The following is a 15,996-nucleotide window of genomic DNA, read 5'->3' on the forward strand; positions in this document are numbered from 1 at the left end:
ACACCCTAAGGGTAACGGGTCATCGCCGCGTTCTCCATGATTTCTCCATTTTAACTGCACTTTTCAGCACTATAGTGTGGCATGTTCTCGATATGACCAGAGAACATCATTCCGTAATCAAGATGTCTTTGCCCCGGCCTCAACAACGGGGCTTTTTTTCTCGCCTGCTCCCCGCTTCCTGCATATATTAAATTTTCTGTATTCGTGTTTTACTATGCCTGAAGCCTAAAAACTCAGCATAACATGCAGATGCAGACGTCTTCTGCCTGGGAGTCATTCTACGTCATGTCGGACCTTATCCTCGCTCGCGTTTCAGAAACCCTTGCCACCGAGCAATCCCTTGGAAGCCTCGTTCGCCAGCTGCTGGAGATGCTGGAAATTGTCACCGACATGGAGTCGACCTACCTGACGAAGGTGGATATCGAGGCGCGGCTGCAGCACATCCTCTACGCCCGCAACAGCAAACAGATGACGATCCCGGAGGGGCTGAGCGTCCCATGGGATGAGACGCTGTGCAAACGCGCGCTGGATAGTGACACGATGTTCAGCAATGACGTGCCCGAACGTTGGCCCGAGTGTGAAGCCGCAAAAGCGCTTGGCATTACCACCTACATGAGTATTCCTGTCCATCTTGCGGATGGTTCACTTTACGGAACGCTCTGCGCCACCAGCACGGCCAGAAAGCCGCTGAGCGAGCGCGCTGAACAGGTGCTGAAGCTCTTCGCCGGGCTGATTGCCCAGTCCATTCAGAAAGAGTCGCTGGTGACCCAGCTTCGCGAAGCCAATGCGGCCCTCATCGCGCACTCCTATACGGATGCCCTTACCGGTTTACCCAACCGTCGCGCCATTTTTGAAGATCTGACCACCCTCTTTTCTCTGGCCCGGCACCTGAAGCGTAACGCCATCATCGCGTTTATCGATCTGGATGATTTCAAGCTGATTAACGATCGTTACGGCCACGAGTCTGGCGACCAGTTCCTGATAGAAGTGGGCAAGCGTTTGAACGAAGAGAAACAGCAGGACGATATTATCGGTCGTCTGGGCGGGGATGAATTTCTGGTCGCGTCGCTGAGCCAGCCCCACCAGGACGGGGATAACGCGCAGCTTACGCTGCTCAAAACGCGCCTTAGCGCCTGCATCGCCGGTGAATACTGGCTCGGCAGCGTTCATATTATTTATCCGGGCGCCAGTTTCGGCGTGATCGAAGTGGACCCTGCCGCAACCGATCCTGACAGCGCGTTACGCGCTGCGGATGTGGCGATGTATCAGGATAAGAAAGGAAAAAGCAAAACACGCTTTCTCACTATGGATTAACCCCGTACACTCTACGGCGTTACAGAAACCGAAACAGGTGATGGTATGAGAATAGGGATCCTCTTCCCGGTCGTTATTTTTATAACGGCGGTGGTTTTTTTAGCATGGTTTTTTGTTGGCGGCTACGCGGCGCCGGGGGCGTAAATGCGGAAGACAACCGTCATTATGCTAATCGTTGCCATTGCAGCGTTTGCCGGCACGCAGCTTGGCTGGTGGTAAACCCGATACGTAAAAAGGCCGCCATCCGGCAGCCTTTTTCAACGCTTTAAGACCTTAGCTTTTGATCTTTCTGTAGATAAACAGAACAACCAGCGCACCGATCACCGCGACGGCGAAACTGCCGAAGTTAAAGCCATCGACCTTGCCAAAACCGAACAGCGTACTGATCCAGCCGCCGACTACCGCGCCGACAATACCCAGTATTACGGTGACGATAAACCCACCGCCATCTTTGCCCGGCATGATCCACTTCGCCAGAATACCCGCAATAAGCCCAAAGATAATCCAGGATAAAATTCCCATAACTTTCCTCTCTGTATGGTTTTTGTCATTAAATCAACGACACAAAAAAGAATAGCACAGGATTCCAGAAAGGAAATTTGTGATAAGCATCACAGTGAGAGAGTGAGGAATTATTCATCAACAAAATGTACGGGCCACATAAAGTGTGGGGTTGCATCTTTTGTTGAGAAAGATTATCTTTCTCAACACTGAATAGTTGAGAGAAACACTCAGGTATTCAGTACGACATTGCTCACATTGCTTCCAGTATTTCTTGCCCACTCCTGAGTGGGTTTTTTTTTGCTCATACTCCAACAAACGCGTACCGGTTACGTCCCGCGCGTTTCGCCTGATAGAGCGCCTGGTCTGCGGCAATAATGATATTTTGCTGGCTGCCCGCGATGTCGACGGCACGGGCGGTAGAAATCCCGACGCTTACCGTCACCCGACCGAAGGGGCTAAAGGCATGGGCGATTTGCAGCGAGAACACATTGCGAATAATCGTCTGGGCCAGACGAAGCGCCTCCTGAATATCCGTATCCGGCAATATCAGCGCAAACTCCTCTCCGCCGTATCGCGCCACAAGCTGATTATCACGGGTAAGGCTCTCCCTGAGGCTGTTTCCAAGCATAGCCAGACACCGATCCCCTTCCGGATGGCCGTAGTTATCGTTGTATTTTTTGAAGTAGTCCACGTCCACGATCAGTATCGAAATCGGTGCGTCATGCGCGGCACACATAGCGATGTCCGAGAGGATTTTTTCATCAAAGACGCGGCGATTGTACAGCCCGGTCAACGCATCTTCTGAGGCAATAATCTTCAGCGCTTTGTTATCCCGTGTTTTACGGGACAGGTCAGAATACAGGAAGTATGACGCGACGATGAGTATCGCCGTGAACACGAAAATGAGTACCGCCAGCTGAATCGCCTGTTTGCGCCAGGGGGCAAGAGCTTCATCAATACTAACCGCCACGGTGGTGACCAGTCCGTAGCGAATGTTTTTCTCATAGGCATAGATGCGCTCGATTTTATCAAACCGTGAGATGGAGCTGGCTATCCCCGTATTTTGTACTTTGAGATATTTCCTGAAGAGCGGTGAATCAGAAACAATCGTGCCGATATAGGTATTTTTAAAGGGATACCGGACCAGCAGCACGCCTGATTGCGTCGTTAAGCCGATGACGCCCGAGTGGCCGATATTAATCTGCCCGTAGAGTGCCAGAAAATTTTCAATACCCAGCGTCACCACCACCACACCGTTAAATGCCCCGGTCTGGGTTTCAAGGCGCCGGCTGAGGGTGATAACCCATTTACCATTGGTTCTGCTTACCACCGGCTCCCCAATAAAGACCTGCTGAGTTTTATTTTCCTTGTGATAGATAAAAAACTCTCTGTCCGAGCCTTTGCGTGGCCCCGTAAAACTTTCATGCAACGCGGTAAAGATATCGCCCTGAGCATCGTAAACAACCACATTATTAATCTGGGTAAGGAGATTATCCTGATTATTTATCATCCGCTGAATATGAGTCGCCTGCTGCGGGGTCATGCCATAAATTTCGATTATGTCGGAAACGGTAGTAATTAACATTTCACTCTGGCGCATGATCCCTTCGGTATAGACATCAAGGGTATGGCTCAGGTTAGCGACGCTGGTATTAATTTGCTGGATTGACTGCTCTCTGGACGTGGCAATTTGGACGGCAAGCGCCAGCGAGATGATCAATGAGACAATGATGACGGTAATGGTTGTTGTGTAAAAAGTATTTTTCACATGCACGAGCTTTTCCACCTTATCACGCCTGATATCCCTGGCTGACAACTCTTGTCACTGTAACAAAGCTCAGGATAAGAGGAAAATGAATTGCACTTAAGCATATAACAGAAGCTCGTCGTAATTTCGTTTTACAAACTTACCGTCTCCCGGGGCTTAGATAAAATGACTTTAATAAAATCGATATAGGAGACGGGTTTACCAAAATAATAACCCTGCAGCAGGGTAATCTCATTACGGTTGAGATACTCCAGCTGCTCTTTCGTTTCTACGCCTTCAGCCACAATACGCAACGAGAGTTTTTTCGCCAGGTCAATAACGCAGTCCAGCAGGATCGTTGAGTCCTTCTCCTCTGATACCCGGTTAACAAAGCTTTTATCAATTTTAATATAATCTATGGCAAGCGCATTGAGACATGACAGCCCGGAATACCCTGTACCAAAATCATCCAGTGCAATGACAAAACCGGCGTTATGCAGCGCGTTGAGGTTTTCCACCAGATGAGGATTATCGATCAACGGTTCACGCTCGGTCACCTCAAGAACCAGCTTCACGGCTTTACCCTGAAACCCCTTGCCGAAGATTCGGCAGTCACCGATGAAAGAAGGGGCATTGATGTGTCTGGCGCTGATGTTCACCCCGATATGGAACCCGTCCGGCAACTTAGGCAACAGCGGCTTAAGCTGTGTCACCACTTTCGCCATCAAGCCTTTGGTCAGGGGAATAATCAACCCGCTACGTTCAGCAATCGGAATAAAGACGTCCGGCGGGATAAAGCCTGACTTAGGATGCTTCCACCTTGCCAGGACTTCAACCCCGTATAACCCGCCGGTATCGCCGTTCACGATCGGCTGGTAATAAGGCACGATCTCTCCCTGCAAAATGGCCTTACGCAAATCGTCTTCAAAGGTGGTACTTTTTCCCTTGTAGCGGCGGATCAAAATGCCCACCGCCAGGGATAGCGCGAGAATCAGCAGTATCAGGCTCCAGCCCTGTTGCAGTAGCCGCGTCAGGCTAAAAAAAGCAGGCGGTTGCCAGGCCAGACTGAAGGGGAAGCGCGAAGAGGTCGTCAGTGACCCCGCCCACGAGGCCGCTTTCCAGCCGGTCACCTCACCGTTGCGCGTAAACATCCTGTCGCCGACAACCAACCCCAGGTCAACGCTGTTTGATGCGTTCGCGATGACGTCCTGCAAATGCGCATCGCTGACGCTGACGATGACGCGCCCTCCCGCGATAGGCATCTGGAAGACAAGCACCGGGATGCCGTTCACCAGTCGGTTACCGGGTAGCAGCATTAATTTTTGTTCAGGTAACGTCTCCGGATGCACAATCAAAACGCCATTCCCGGGAAGGGAAGTACAGATGATTTTCCCCTGCTGCTGGATCATGATGGCGCGCAGATGCGGTTTTAGCGCGGCTTCTGTCCCCAGCGCCAGCTGGCCGCTGCTGCTACACCCCTGCTCCGCAACGCGCTTCGCCGCGCTGGCCGCACTGACGGCTTCCGACAGAATGCTTTCTATTTTCTGGGTGCTTACCGTGGCGGTATGAACATTATTCATTTTCGCCATCTGCCATAACTGCCAGTTAATAATCAGTATGCCGATCAGAAAAAGAAACAAGGCACTGAGAACAGGGATCATCACGTTACGCACGATGTTTTCCTTAATAGAATAAACCAGCATGGAGGATCGGAAAGAAGAACCCGTGGTTTACCCGGCGTTGCTTATCACAATGAAAATAGCTTAGCTGAGAATTGTCTTAAAAAACTGATGCTTTCGTATGAGTTCACCCGCCCCAATTTGCTCACCCGACGTGACTATCAGGCTTGTGCCTTGCCCTGGCTGTGTTAAGCTTTGTGAAATCAGGGAGCGGACAGGATAACTGGAAAATGAAAAAGCGCATTGCCGTTGCGATCGTTTCAACGCTTCTGGTCATCCTGTCTCTTTATGCGGTCAACGTGGTTATCATCGGACAGCAAAAAACCAAACAGCTTGAAATATCCCGAACCCTTTTACATTATTCAGAAGATCTGTCCCAAAGCGTGGCGCTGGGCCTCAAAAGCATAACGACGCAGGGATGTGATAAAGCCAGCCTTGATAGCTACAGGCAAATAAAGCTTAATAACCTCTATTTCAGCGATATCGGTTTTATCGAAAAGGGAAAAATTGTCTGTACCGCTTTTTGGGGTAAACTCACGACGCCCGTTCCACTTCCTGCGGAACTGCATAAAACGCCGAGAGGTTTTCTCCTGGCGCAGTTTTCCAGAAAAGGCTTTTTCACCGGCAATGCGGCCATTTATAATAATATTATTATCTTCACCTCCCGCTATGCTTACGATAAATTCACCCCGGTTACCGCAAGCTATTCTCTGAGCGCCACCACGAAGGACTTTGGCCGGATCTTTTTTTCAGCCGCCCCTGAGCTGCAGCCGCGAAGCTGGCTCCATTCGGTGCTGTTCACCCTGACCATACCGCAGTGCAGCGCCTTGTGGGATCTATGCGTGATTGTAAAACACCACGATGCGGGACTGGCCTCGCTCCCCCCGTTTATCTTTACGTTTCTCGCGGTCATACTCTTTTTTATCTGGGTCGCAATAACGTTATTTATCTTCCGTCTCTATGAAGACCGTTTTTCGCTGGAACGCACGCTGATCAAAGCCGTGATAACGAATACCTTCAGCGTTAATTATCAGCCCATTATTCGTATTCGCGATCAAAAAATCGTGGGCGTCGAAGTTCTGTCGCGATGGCGCGATCAAAAGCACGGAGACGTCTCGCCGGAGCTGTTCATCCCATTAATTAAGAAAATCGGTCTGTATAAAAAATATTACAGCAATATTATCGCGAAGTCCCTTTCAGAAATTGCCCCGCTGGCGATTAAGCATCAGCTGATCGTTTCAATCAACGTTGGGCGAAAGGAAATTGAAGACGGACAGTTTATTAACATTTTGCGTCGCGAGTGCTTAGTCAATCGCCTCCCCCTTTCCCTGATGAAGGTCGAGCTTTCTGAGAAAGCTGTTTCCGCGGCGGGTATCCTTGAGGAGTTCTGTCAGGAACTGAAGTCGCTTGGCGTTAAAATTTCAATCGATGATTTTGGCGTGCAAAATTCAAATCTGGCCCGGCTGTCACAGCTTGAATATGATGAAATTAAAATTGATAAGTCGCTGGTGGATGGCGTCAGCGAGCATTATAAGCAAAACATCTTTGTTATCTTCAGCGATGCCCTTGCGAAGTTGAATAAAACCCTTGTTTTCGAGGGCGTGGAAAATGAAATTCAATATCGCTTCATTGCGGACAGATATCCCAATGCCTTGATCCAGGGATGGTATTTTTCAAAAGCACTCACCCGGAGCGAACTGGCGAAGCAACTCACTGGCGTCGCCCCGTAATCAGAAGCCTGCCATGCACGTTTTTTTACACGCAGGCGTTTCCATTTTATCCGCCAAAACATATAGTCGTCATATTCAGACGGTAGATTACCCTGAAGCACACTCTGATTTTGGTTAAAAACGTGAAATTATCCTTACTTTTCCCAGTGGTACTGTTCTTTCTGATCGTTATTTTCGCGCTGTTTATCGATAAACCCACTTCGCCTATTCTGCGGAAAAAATGCATGTGGTCCGATAGCGTGATGCTGAGCTGTATCGCAAAGCATCAGCATAACGGTTTCTAAGGCAGGCTATTCATTTCCCCACTGATTGAGGAAGTTCGCAACATCATCAATACGACCCGCACGGATCCCGGCTTCAGTGGCCATCTCCTGCTGGGCTTCCTCGCTGATTTCCTCATTATTCGCTAAGCGGGTGAGCAGCAGCTGGAAATAGTGTGCCAGCGCGTCGCGCTCTGACTCAGCGACTTGCTCTGCAGCTTCCGTCGCGTATTCGTCGGCAATGTCATAATATTTCAGTGGGATGTCGTTGTGCATAACAGTCTCGTCTCTGATCAATAAAGGTAACGTCACGAGTATATCGGAGGCATTATCTCAACCAAAGCATTGCTTCAGAGGAGTAACGCGAGCAGCGCTGCGAGCGCGGGTATGGCCTGCACATACAAAATTTTACGGCTGGCGGTGGCTGCGCCAAAAAGTCCGGCAATCAGTACACAGGTCAGGAAGAAGATGGCCACCTGAATCCCGTTTTCGCCGAGCCAGAGGCTCCAGAGCAGACCGGCTGCCAGGAACCCGTTATACAGCCCCTGATTCGCGGCCAGCACGCGGGTGTCGCGCGCAAAATCAGGACGCAGATTAAAAGCCTTGTGCCCTGTTTTGGTATTCCACAGGAACATTTCAAGCACAAGAATGTAGAGATGGATGAGTGCAACGACAGCGATAAGGACAGTGGCTAACATTGAGTTGTCTCCCGCAGGCAGAAGCAAAAAAAACGGGAACCCTCAGGCCCCCGCTCTTGTTTAACCCAGAATCTGGATTACATGTTCGCGATAATCGCGTCGCCAAACTCTGAGCATTTCAGCAGCTTAGCGCCTTCCATCAGACGTTCGAAATCGTACGTGACGGTTTTCGCGTTGATCGCGCCTTCCATACCTTTAACGATCAGGTCTGCGGCTTCGAACCATTCCATATGACGCAGCATCATCTCTGCGGACAGAATGATAGAGCCTGGGTTCACTTTGTCCTGACCTGCGTATTTTGGTGCAGTACCGTGGGTCGCTTCGAACAGGGCGCACTCGTCACCGATGTTCGCGCCAGGGGCGATACCGATACCACCAACCTGCGCTGCCAGGGCGTCAGAGATGTAGTCACCGTTCAGGTTCATACAGGCAATCACGTCGTATTCTGCAGGACGCAGCAGGATCTGCTGCAGGAACGCATCGGCGATCACATCTTTAATGATGATCTCTTTGCCGGTGTTCGGGTTCTTGATCTTCTGCCATGGGCCGCCGTCGATCAGCTCACCGCCGAACTCTTCTTTCGCCAACTGGTAGCCCCAGTCTTTGAACGCGCCTTCGGTGAACTTCATGATGTTGCCTTTGTGAACCAGGGTCACAGAGTCACGGTCGTTGGTGATCGCATATTCGATTGCTGCACGCACCAGACGCTTGGTCCCTTCTTCGGAGCACGGCTTAATGCCGATACCACAATGCTCAGGGAAGCGAATTTTCTTCACGCCCATCTCTTCGCGCAGGAATTTAATCACTTTTTCTGCGTCAGCAGAGTCCGCTTTCCATTCGATACCCGCGTAGATGTCTTCTGAGTTTTCGCGGAAGATAACCATGTCGGTCAGTTCAGGGTGCTTAACCGGGCTTGGGGTGCCCTGATAGTAACGAACCGGACGCAGACAGACGTACAGGTCCAGCTCCTGACGCAGCGCCACGTTCAGGGAACGGATACCGCCGCCGACTGGGGTAGTCAGGGGGCCTTTAATAGCAACACGGTAGTCGCGGATCAGGTCCAGCGTTTCTGCTGGCAGCCAGACGTCCTGGCCATAAACTTGCGTCGATTTCTCACCGGTGTAAATTTCCATCCAGGAAATTTTACGCTCGCCTTTGTAGGCTTTCTCAACAGCGGCATCAACCACTTTCAGCATTGCCGGGGTAACGTCTACACCGATACCGTCACCTTCGATGAACGGAATAATCGGATTGTGAGGAACGTTAATCTTGCCGTTTTGCAGGGTGATCTTTTTACCTTCCGCCGGAACAACTACTTTGCTTTCCATTAACCTCTCCTTCGAGCGCTTCTGGTTGTTACTGATCTTATGTTAATAAATTGTAATGAGCCCTTCGATAGTACCTGATTGTCCGACGCCATGAAAGGTCTTCGTTATTAGGCTATAATGCGGCAATTGATAACGCCTGAAAATACCATGAAGAAAACTTCTTTTACAAAACACCGGGTTGAGCGATTCAGCTCGCGACAAGCCGCCAGACGACCGCAAGAAACCCAGCCAAAGCGGGTGATTCTGTTCAATAAACCCTACGATGTTTTGCCGCAGTTCACCGACGAAGCCGGACGCAGCACGCTAAAGGACTATATCCCTGTTCAGGGGGTCTACGCGGCCGGGCGTCTGGACCGGGACAGCGAAGGCCTGCTGGTCTTGACCAACGACGGCGCGCTGCAGGCGAAGCTCACGCAGCCAGGAAAACGCACCGGCAAAATTTACTTCGTCCAGGTCGAAGGGGAGCCGGACGAAGAAACGCTGGATAAATTGCGCAAAGGCGTCACGCTGAACGACGGTCCCACCCTGCCGGCAGGTATTGAACGCGTGAATGAACCGGAGTGGCTGTGGCCGCGCAATCCGCCGATCCGCGAACGCAAATCCATTCCGACCAGCTGGCTCAAAATCACCCTTTATGAAGGCCGCAACCGTCAGGTTCGGCGCATGACCGCGCACGTCGGCTTCCCTACCCTGCGTCTGATTCGCTACGCCATGGGCAGCTACACCCTGGAAACGCTGGCAAACGGTGAATGGCGCGACGTTACCCCTTAAGGAGTCACTATGTTTAAACCTCATGTCACGGTTGCCTGCGTGGTCCACGCCCGGGGTAAATTCCTGGTTGTCGAAGAGAGCATTAACGGCAAAGCGCTGTGGAACCAGCCAGCCGGACACCTTGAAGCCAATGAGACCCTTCTTCAGGCCGCAAAACGCGAGCTGTGGGAAGAGACCGGCATTCACGCTGAACCCCAGCACTTCATCCGTATGCACCAGTGGATTGCACCCGACAGCACCCCCTTCCTGCGTTTTTTATTTGCCGTTGAGCTTAGCGAAACGTGCGCCACAGAGCCGCAGGATGACGATATCGACCGCTGTCTGTGGGTCACCGCCGACGAGATCCTGAACGCGCGAAACCTGCGCTCGCCGCTGGTTGCGGAAAGCATTCGCTGCTGGCAGTCTGCCGACCGCTTGCCGCTGGATGTCATCGGCGCTTTTAACTGGCCGTTTACAGAGGGTGCCAATGGTGGGGGGGCGTGATAGAATACGCCGCCTTGAAGTTCAATGTCGTGAGTATTCCAATGTCAGAAAGCCCAAAAAAAGTGATCGTCGGCATGTCCGGCGGTGTCGATTCCTCCGTTTCCGCCTACCTGTTGCAGCAACAGGGCTATAAGGTGGAGGGCCTGTTCATGAAGAACTGGGAGGAAGACGATGGCGAGGAATACTGCACTGCCGCAGCGGATCTCGCCGATGCGCAGGCCGTGTGCGATAAGCTCGGCATTGAACTGCACACCGTTAACTTTGCCGCAGAATACTGGGACAACGTGTTTGAACTGTTCCTCGAAGAGTACAAAGCGGGCCGCACGCCGAACCCGGATATTCTGTGCAATAAAGAGATCAAATTTAAAGCCTTCCTGGAATTCGCCGCGGAAGATCTGGGCGCAGACTACATTGCGACCGGTCACTACGTGCGTCGCGCTGACGTGAATGGCAAAAGCCAGCTGCTGCGCGGTCTGGACGGCAACAAAGATCAAAGCTACTTCCTCTATACGCTGAGCCACGAGCAAATCGCCCAGAGCCTGTTCCCCGTCGGCGAGCTGGAAAAGCCGCAGGTGCGTAAAATCGCCGAAGAGCTGGACCTGATCACCGCGAAGAAAAAAGACTCTACCGGCATCTGCTTCATCGGCGAGCGCAAATTCCGCGATTTCCTCGGACGTTACCTGCCCGCACAGCCGGGTAAAATTGTCACCGTCGACGGGGAAGAGATTGGCCAGCATCAGGGGCTGATGTACCACACCTTAGGCCAGCGTAAAGGCCTGGGTATCGGCGGGACGAAAGAAGGTAGCGAAGATCCGTGGTACGTGGTCGACAAAGATGTCGAAAACAATATTCTGGTAGTTGCTCAGGGTCACGACCATCCGCGTCTGATGTCCGTTGGCCTGATCGCGCAACAGCTGCACTGGGTTGATCGTGAGCCGCTAAAAGGCACGCTGCGCTGCACGGTGAAAACACGCTACCGTCAGACCGATATTCCTTGCACCGTTACCGCGCTCGATGACGATCGCATTGACGTGCGCTTCGACGAGCCGGTCGCCGCCGTCACCCCGGGCCAGTCTGCTGTCTTCTACAGCGGCGAAATCTGCCTGGGCGGCGGGATCATTGAACAGCGCCTGCCGCTGCCCGCTGTTTAACAGCGATTGCACACATAAAGGAGACCGTGTGGCGAAGAACTACTATGACATCACCCTGGCGCTGGCGGGAATTTGCCAGTCAGCCCGTCTGGTGCAACAGCTGGCGCATCAGGGTCATTGCGACGCTGACGCCCTGCACGTTTCACTCAACAGCGTTATCGACCTCAACCCCGGTTCAACCCTGGGCGTGTTCGGTGGCAGTGAAACCAATCTTCGTCTCGGTCTTGAAACCCTGCTTGGCGTGCTTAACGCCAGCAGCCGTCAGGGGTTAAACGCAGAGCTGACCCGCTACACGTTGAGCCTGATGGTGCTGGAGCGTAAGCTGAGCGCAGCAAAAGGCGCGCTTAATACCCTGGGCGATCGCATTGCCGGGCTACAGCGTCAGCTCGATCATTTCGACCTGCAGTCCGACACGCTGCTGAGTGCCATGGCCGGCATTTATGTTGACGTCATCAGCCCGCTGGGACCGCGTATACAGGTCACCGGCTCCCCTGCCGTGCTGCAAAGTCCGCAGGTACAGGCAAAAGTGCGCGCCTCCCTGCTGGCTGGGATCCGCGCTGCCGTGCTGTGGCACCAGGTTGGCGGTGGCCGCCTGCAGCTAATGTTTTCTCGTAATCGCCTGACCACTCAGGCAAAACAAATTCTTGCTCATTGTTAACCTCCCGGAGTTGCGAATTATGGAATTATCCTCACTGACCGCCGTATCCCCTGTCGATGGACGCTACGGCGATAAAGTCAGCGCGCTGCGCGGGATCTTCAGCGAATATGGTTTGCTGAAGTTCCGTGTTCAGGTTGAAGTACGCTGGCTGCAAAAGCTGGCCGCCCAGGCAGCAATCAAGGAAGTTCCTGCTTTTGATGAAAAGGCAAACGATTACCTTGATAAAATCGTTGCCGACTTCAATGAAGAAGATGCCGCGCGCATTAAAACCATTGAGCGCACCACCAACCACGACGTGAAGGCGGTCGAGTACTTCCTGAAGGAGAAAGTGGAAAGCGTTCCTGCACTGCACGCCGTGTCTGAGTTCATCCACTTCGCCTGTACGTCTGAAGACATCAACAACCTGTCGCACGCCCTGATGCTCTCTACCGCGCGCAAAGAGGTGGTGCTACCTTACTGGCGTCAAATCATCGACGCGGTGAAAGCGCTGTCCGTGGAATACCGCGACATTCCTCTGCTCTCCCGTACCCACGGCCAGCCAGCCACCCCATCCACGATGGGTAAAGAGATGGCGAACGTCGCGTACCGTATGGAGCGCCAGTATCGTCAGCTGGAACAGGTTGAAATTCTGGGTAAAATCAACGGCGCGGTCGGTAACTATAACGCCCACATCGCCGCGTATCCGGAAGTGGACTGGCACCAGTTCAGCGAAGAGTTCGTGACCTCTCTGGGCATTCAGTGGAACCCGTACACTACCCAGATTGAGCCGCACGACTATATCGCCGAGCTGTTTGACTGCATCGCGCGCTTCAACACCATCCTGATCGACTTCGATCGTGACGTGTGGGGCTACATCGCCCTGAACCACTTCAAACAGAAAACCATTGCGGGTGAAATCGGCTCTTCCACCATGCCGCACAAAGTGAACCCGATCGACTTCGAAAACTCCGAAGGCAACCTGGGTCTGGCGAACGCCGTGCTGCAGCATATGGCAAGCAAACTGCCGGTATCCCGCTGGCAGCGCGACCTGACCGACTCCACCGTGTTGCGTAACCTGGGCGTGGGCATCGGCTACGCGCTGATTGCGTACCAGTCCACCCTGAAAGGCGTGAGCAAGCTGGAAGTGAACCGCGATCGTCTGCTGGACGAACTGGATCACAACTGGGAAGTGCTGGCGGAGCCGATTCAGACCGTGATGCGTCGTTATGGCATCGAAAAACCGTACGAAAAACTGAAAGAGCTGACCCGCGGCAAACGCGTTGATGCCGAGGGTATGAAGCAGTTTATCGACGGCCTGGCGCTGCCGGAAGAAGAGAAAACCCGCCTGAAGGCGATGACTCCGGCGAACTACATTGGCCGCGCCATCACCATGGTTGACGAGCTGAAGTAATCTCCTCTCCCCCCTTTCCGCCCGGAAAGGGGGTTGCTTTTCCCCGGTTTACTCAATGTTTATCCCCACAGCAACATAATCAGCGTTAAACTATTCATACTATTTATTCTGGGAGAAAAGATGATGCGCGTACTGGTTGTTGAGGATAACGCATTGCTACGTCATCACCTGAAGGTTCAGCTTCAGGAGATGGGACATCAGGTGGACGATGCTGAAGATGCAAAAGAAGCCGATTATTATCTCAATGAACACCTGCCGGATATCGCCATTGTCGATTTAGGGTTGCCTGATGAAGACGGTCTGTCGTTGATTCGCCGCTGGCGCAGCCACGATGTTTCTCTGCCGGTTCTGGTGCTGACCGCCCGTGAAGGCTGGCAGGATAAGGTCGAAGTGCTCAGCGCGGGTGCGGATGATTACGTCACCAAGCCGTTCCATATTGAAGAGGTGGCGGCCCGCATGCAGGCGCTGCTTCGTCGCAACAGCGGGCTGGCATCTCAGGTTATCTCCATCCCGCCTTTCCAGGTCGACCTCTCCCGCCGGGAATTATCCATCAATGATGAAGTGATCAAGCTCACCGCCTTCGAATACACCATCATGGAGACGCTGATCCGTAACAACGGCAAGGTCGTGAGCAAAGACTCCTTAATGCTCCAGCTCTATCCTGATGCTGAACTGCGTGAGAGCCATACCATTGACGTGCTGATGGGACGTTTACGTAAGAAAATTCAGGCGCAATATCCACAGGATGTGATTACCACCGTCCGTGGCCAGGGCTACCTGTTCGAATTACGCTAAATGAGACGGATCTTGCGCCATATTTTGCCCCTCTCGCTGCGGGTGCGCTTTTTACTGGCAACGGCAGCCGTCGTGCTGGTGCTGTCGCTCTCCTACGGCATGGTCGCCCTGGTGGGCTACAGCGTCAGCTTTGATAAAACCACCTTTCGCCTGCTGCGTGGCGAAAGCAATCTGTTTTATACCCTGGCGAAGTGGGAAGACAATAAAATCACCGTCGAAATGCCGGAAAACCTCAATCAGCAGAGCCCCACGCTGGCCCTGATTTATGACGAAAAGGGGAAGCTACTGTGGGCGCAGCGAGACATTCCGTGGCTGGTCAAAAGCATTCGTCCGGACTGGCTGAAAACCAACGGGTTTCACGAAATTGAAGCCGATCTCAACACCACCAGCTCGCTGATCCGTGAAGATCGCTCCCTGCAGCAAAAGCTGAACGAGATCCGCGCCGACGATGCCGAAACGGAGATGACCCACTCCGTCGCGATTAACCTCTATCCGGCGACGCTAAACATGCCGCAGTTGACCATCGTGGTGATCGACACCATTCCGGTCGAGCTGAAGCGTTCTTATATGGTCTGGAGCTGGTTCATCTACGTTCTGGCGGCAAATCTGCTGCTGGTGATCCCGCTGCTGTGGGTGGCGGCGTGGTGGAGCTTGCGCCCCATTGAATCACTGGCGAAAGAGGTTCGCGAACTGGAAGAACATCATCGCGAAAAGCTTAATCCGGAAACCACCCGCGAGCTCACCAGCCTGGTGCGAAACCTCAACCGCCTGCTGAAAAGTGAACGCGAACGCTATGATAAATACCGCACGACGCTTACCGACCTGACCCACAGCCTGAAAACCCCGCTCGCGGTCATGCAAAGCACCCTGCGTTCCATGCGCAGTTCGAAGCTGAGCGTTGACGATGCCGAGCCGGTGATGCTGGAGCAGATCAGCCGTATTTCCCAGCAAATTGGTTATTACCTCCACCGCGCCAGCATGCGTTCCGGCAGCGCCCTACTGAGCCGTGAGCTGCATCCGGTCGCCCCGCTTCTGGATAACCTTACGTCTGCCCTCAACAAGGTGTATCAGCGTAAAGGGGTGAACATCAGCCTCGATATCTCGCCAGAGATAAGCTTTGTGGGTGAAAAAAATGACTTCATGGAAGTGATGGGTAACCTGCTGGATAACGCCTGCAAATACTGTCTGGAGTTCGTGGAAGTGTCGGCGCGCCAGACGGAAACCGAGCTGCATATCATCGTGGAGGATGATGGCCCGGGGATCCCGCGCAATAAACGAGATGTGGTGTTCGATCGCGGTCAGCGCGCCGATACGTTGCGTCCTGGCCAGGGCGTTGGATTAGCCGTCGCCCGGGAGATTGTCGATCAGTACGACGGGAAAATCGAAACCAGCGAAAGCCTGCTGGGCGGCGCCAGAATGGAGGTCATTTTTGGTCGCCAGCAGCCCACATCGAACGATAGTTAACCCGTTATGTGAAAAATGCGAGGA

General features: G+C 52.8%; 16 protein-coding genes. 10 read left to right on the top strand and 6 right to left on the bottom strand.

The window, feature by feature from the left end; all coding sequences use genetic code 11:
- Positions 1–285: 285 nt before the first annotated feature.
- Complete coding sequence (locus tag CWR52_RS03360; RefSeq protein ID WP_104950882.1) at positions 286–1,314, top strand: sensor domain-containing diguanylate cyclase; 1,029 nt, start codon at positions 286–288, stop codon at positions 1,312–1,314.
- 45 nt (positions 1,315–1,359) lie between these two features.
- On the top strand, positions 1,360–1,458 hold the full coding sequence (locus tag CWR52_RS03365) for a YoaK family small membrane protein (protein ID WP_014883431.1): 99 nt from the start codon (positions 1,360–1,362) through the stop codon (positions 1,456–1,458).
- Between the two features lie 129 nt (positions 1,459–1,587).
- On the opposite strand, the gene CWR52_RS03370 is transcribed toward CWR52_RS03365, so the two are convergent.
- From CWR52_RS03370 to CWR52_RS03385, 3 genes are all read right to left on the bottom strand, one after another.
- Positions 1,588–1,836 carry a GlsB/YeaQ/YmgE family stress response membrane protein gene (locus CWR52_RS03370; protein ID WP_008500746.1) on the bottom strand — a complete coding sequence of 83 codons (249 nt, stop codon included), beginning with the start codon at positions 1,834–1,836 and terminating at the stop codon, positions 1,588–1,590.
- Positions 1,837–2,119: 283 nt separating this feature from the next.
- Positions 2,120–3,604, bottom strand: a complete 1,485-nt coding sequence (locus tag CWR52_RS03380; RefSeq protein ID WP_414650399.1) for a sensor domain-containing diguanylate cyclase — start codon at positions 3,602–3,604, stop codon at positions 2,120–2,122.
- Between the two features lie 113 nt (positions 3,605–3,717).
- A complete protein-coding gene (locus CWR52_RS03385; protein WP_104950884.1) occupies positions 3,718–5,238 on the bottom strand; it encodes an EAL domain-containing protein in 1,521 nt (506 codons plus the stop codon).
- 236 nt (positions 5,239–5,474) lie between these two features.
- Here CWR52_RS03385 and CWR52_RS03390 point away from each other — a divergent pair, with 236 nt between their 5' ends.
- On the top strand, positions 5,475–6,974 hold the full coding sequence (locus CWR52_RS03390; RefSeq protein WP_104948841.1) for an EAL domain-containing protein: 1,500 nt from the start codon (positions 5,475–5,477) through the stop codon (positions 6,972–6,974).
- 290 nt (positions 6,975–7,264) lie between these two features.
- Here CWR52_RS03390 and CWR52_RS03395 read toward each other — a convergent pair whose 3' ends face one another.
- The 3 genes from CWR52_RS03395 to icd all read right to left on the bottom strand — a co-directional run bounded on the left by CWR52_RS03395 (position 7,265) and on the right by icd (position 9,260).
- Positions 7,265–7,510 (bottom strand): DUF2543 family protein, encoded by a 246-nt coding sequence (locus tag CWR52_RS03395; RefSeq protein ID WP_025911748.1) that lies wholly within the window; start codon positions 7,508–7,510, stop codon positions 7,265–7,267.
- A gap of 74 nt (positions 7,511–7,584) precedes the next feature.
- Entirely contained in the window at positions 7,585–7,932 is a 348-nt protein-coding gene (locus CWR52_RS03400) for a DUF1304 domain-containing protein (RefSeq protein WP_104948842.1), read from the bottom strand.
- A gap of 77 nt (positions 7,933–8,009) precedes the next feature.
- Positions 8,010–9,260, bottom strand: coding sequence for an NADP-dependent isocitrate dehydrogenase (gene icd / locus CWR52_RS03405; protein WP_008500752.1), 1,251 nt, complete (start codon positions 9,258–9,260; stop codon positions 8,010–8,012).
- A 117-nt stretch (positions 9,261–9,377) separates the two neighbouring features.
- On the opposite strand from icd, the gene rluE reads away from it, so the two are divergent.
- From rluE to phoQ, 7 genes are all read left to right on the top strand, one after another.
- Complete coding sequence (rluE, locus tag CWR52_RS03410) at positions 9,378–10,031, top strand: 23S rRNA pseudouridine(2457) synthase RluE (RefSeq protein ID WP_104948843.1); 654 nt, start codon at positions 9,378–9,380, stop codon at positions 10,029–10,031.
- 9 nt (positions 10,032–10,040) lie between these two features.
- Positions 10,041–10,514 carry an NUDIX hydrolase gene (locus tag CWR52_RS03415; protein WP_023327130.1) on the top strand — a complete coding sequence of 158 codons (474 nt, stop codon included), beginning with the start codon at positions 10,041–10,043 and terminating at the stop codon, positions 10,512–10,514.
- Positions 10,515–10,555: 41 nt separating this feature from the next.
- Positions 10,556–11,665, top strand: a complete 1,110-nt coding sequence (gene mnmA, locus CWR52_RS03420; protein ID WP_152034553.1) for a tRNA 2-thiouridine(34) synthase MnmA — start codon at positions 10,556–10,558, stop codon at positions 11,663–11,665.
- Positions 11,666–11,693: 28 nt separating this feature from the next.
- A complete protein-coding gene (hflD, locus tag CWR52_RS03425; RefSeq protein WP_008500756.1) occupies positions 11,694–12,323 on the top strand; it encodes a high frequency lysogenization protein HflD in 630 nt (209 codons plus the stop codon).
- 19 nt (positions 12,324–12,342) lie between these two features.
- On the top strand, positions 12,343–13,713 hold the full coding sequence (purB, locus tag CWR52_RS03430) for an adenylosuccinate lyase (RefSeq protein WP_104948845.1): 1,371 nt from the start codon (positions 12,343–12,345) through the stop codon (positions 13,711–13,713).
- Positions 13,714–13,836: 123 nt separating this feature from the next.
- Positions 13,837–14,508 carry a two-component system response regulator PhoP gene (gene phoP, locus CWR52_RS03435; protein WP_024908594.1) on the top strand — a complete coding sequence of 224 codons (672 nt, stop codon included), beginning with the start codon at positions 13,837–13,839 and terminating at the stop codon, positions 14,506–14,508.
- Positions 14,509–15,972: a two-component system sensor histidine kinase PhoQ gene (gene phoQ / locus CWR52_RS03440; RefSeq protein ID WP_104948846.1), complete on the top strand. Its 1,464-nt coding sequence runs from the start codon at positions 14,509–14,511 to the stop codon at positions 15,970–15,972.
- Positions 15,973–15,996: the final 24 nt, after the last annotated feature.

The organism is Enterobacter sp. SGAir0187 (assembly GCF_002952735.2).
GTDB classification, from domain to species: domain Bacteria; phylum Pseudomonadota; class Gammaproteobacteria; order Enterobacterales; family Enterobacteriaceae; genus Enterobacter; species Enterobacter quasiroggenkampii.

What these genes read in the sequence shown, in the direction of transcription:
- CWR52_RS03395 (WP_025911748.1), bottom strand. Translation starts at nt 7,510, where the DNA reads ATGCACAACGACATCCCACTGAAATATTATGACATTGCCGACGAATAC.
- phoP (WP_024908594.1), top strand. Translation starts at nt 13,837, where the DNA reads ATGCGCGTACTGGTTGTTGAGGATAACGCATTGCTACGTCATCACCTG.
- CWR52_RS03400 (WP_104948842.1), bottom strand. Translation starts at nt 7,932, where the DNA reads ATGTTAGCCACTGTCCTTATCGCTGTCGTTGCACTCATCCATCTCTAC.
- mnmA (WP_152034553.1), top strand. Translation starts at nt 10,556, where the DNA reads ATGTCAGAAAGCCCAAAAAAAGTGATCGTCGGCATGTCCGGCGGTGTC.
- CWR52_RS03390 (WP_104948841.1), top strand. Translation starts at nt 5,475, where the DNA reads ATGAAAAAGCGCATTGCCGTTGCGATCGTTTCAACGCTTCTGGTCATC.
- CWR52_RS03365 (WP_014883431.1), top strand. Translation starts at nt 1,360, where the DNA reads ATGAGAATAGGGATCCTCTTCCCGGTCGTTATTTTTATAACGGCGGTG.
- purB (WP_104948845.1), top strand. Translation starts at nt 12,343, where the DNA reads ATGGAATTATCCTCACTGACCGCCGTATCCCCTGTCGATGGACGCTAC.
- icd (WP_008500752.1), bottom strand. Translation starts at nt 9,260, where the DNA reads ATGGAAAGCAAAGTAGTTGTTCCGGCGGAAGGTAAAAAGATCACCCTG.
- CWR52_RS03360 (WP_104950882.1), top strand. Translation starts at nt 286, where the DNA reads ATGTCGGACCTTATCCTCGCTCGCGTTTCAGAAACCCTTGCCACCGAG.
- CWR52_RS03415 (WP_023327130.1), top strand. Translation starts at nt 10,041, where the DNA reads ATGTTTAAACCTCATGTCACGGTTGCCTGCGTGGTCCACGCCCGGGGT.
- phoQ (WP_104948846.1), top strand. Translation starts at nt 14,509, where the DNA reads ATGAGACGGATCTTGCGCCATATTTTGCCCCTCTCGCTGCGGGTGCGC.
- rluE (WP_104948843.1), top strand. Translation starts at nt 9,378, where the DNA reads ATGCGGCAATTGATAACGCCTGAAAATACCATGAAGAAAACTTCTTTT.
- CWR52_RS03370 (WP_008500746.1), bottom strand. Translation starts at nt 1,836, where the DNA reads ATGGGAATTTTATCCTGGATTATCTTTGGGCTTATTGCGGGTATTCTG.